This window comes from Solidesulfovibrio alcoholivorans DSM 5433, from assembly GCF_000702665.1.
Classification (GTDB): domain Bacteria; phylum Desulfobacterota; class Desulfovibrionia; order Desulfovibrionales; family Desulfovibrionaceae; genus Solidesulfovibrio; species Solidesulfovibrio alcoholivorans.
This window is the reverse complement of record NZ_JNJA01000063.1, coordinates 1-1,307: the sequence shown is the minus strand read 5'-3', so window position 1 is coordinate 1,307 and position 1,307 is coordinate 1. Positions and strand designations below refer to the sequence as shown.

Genomic DNA, 1,307 nt, shown 5'->3' with positions numbered 1-1,307 from the left:
GAATATATAGATGCATTGCCAGGACAAAGAGAAGAGTTTGTCGAAGATGCTTTAAGGAAAATTGCAACAGAAGGTTCTGCCGTTGCTGTTGGTGCGCAGGTTGGTGTTTTATTTACTTTGTATCAGCTTCAAAAAGAGTTAAAAAGAACAGGACATTCTTATAGCTACGCGCAAATTCGAGATGCATTGGAAGTATTGGTCTCTTGTAATATGAAACTTACAATGATTCTAGAAAATAATAAAAAAGAAGAACTTTTTAGTGAAAGTTTATTCGGACGCATTGCTGGAAAAACAGAAGAAGGCTGGATAGAAGGAGAAGGTAAAAAAACATCTTTTGTAATATTCTTTAATTCGCTGGTTAAAAAAAGTATTTTTGAACTAACGTTTAGAAGATATAATTATGAGATATGCATGAAGTATTCAAATTTTATTGCACGGTATTTACATAAAAAAATGTCACATAACTATTTGCAAGCATCAATGATGAACCCATACGAAATTAAATTATCAACAATAATTGAAGGCAGTGGAATGAAACCGTATTCAAAAAACAGTGAAAATAATAAGTATATAGCAAAAGCATTAGAAGAAATGAAGCAAGAAAATGTACTGATAGATTGGAAATATGCTAAAATTATTAATGATTACAAATATTCGTTAGTACCTTCTCAATCTTTTGTTGCTGAAATAAAACGAAGCAACCAACTACATCGAAAAATCTTGGAGGTAGGGGAACAGGGGAAATGAAAATATGGAGTTTTGATTCCCCCCTGGGGTAAATTGTGGAAAACCCAGCAGGCAAAATATGAAGTTTTGATTCCCCCCGGGTAGGCAAAATATGGAGTTTTGATTCCCCCTATGAAGTTTTGATTCCCCCCGGGGTAGGCAAAATATGGAGTTTTGATTCCCCCATGTTTCTGATTATTCCTAATTATTTTAGGATGATAAACACCTTTTTTCAACCAGCACTCTTTTCTTAACCCTTTTAAGAATAAAGACAAAGATGCTCGCTTCGCTGCGCTGCCACGAGGTGAAAAGCCAATCATCCATCCTGTACCTGTCCTGATTTCCTCCCACACGCCCCCATTTTTATTTTTTTCAAATCCAGCAGCCCGAACTATCACCGGACCTGAAACGTTAAAAATTTGTCCCGATTTGGACGCAAAAAAGCATGGCGTGTCCTTTTCACCATCCCCCCCCGATGGTTGTTGCTGCCACCAGAAGATGCTCACGCTCCGTGATCCACGAGCGGAACCAGGTCCAAGCCGCCCAACCCTTCCGGGGCATGTTGCCGATGAAAAAAAAAA

2 protein-coding genes are annotated in these 1,307 nt (G+C 37.9%); one reads left to right on the top strand and one right to left on the bottom strand.

Features of this window, described 5'->3' with window-relative positions; translation table 11 throughout:
• The coding region (locus tag Q368_RS26550) for a hypothetical protein (RefSeq protein WP_211249815.1) at positions 1 to 747 on the top strand (747 nt) is incomplete at its 5' end.
• Here the strand turns inward: Q368_RS26550 and Q368_RS26405 are convergent.
• A partial coding sequence (locus Q368_RS26405) for a hypothetical protein (RefSeq protein ID WP_211249814.1) occupies positions 669 to 1,307 on the bottom strand: 639 nt, incomplete at its 5' end. The genes Q368_RS26550 and Q368_RS26405 overlap by 79 nt on opposite strands.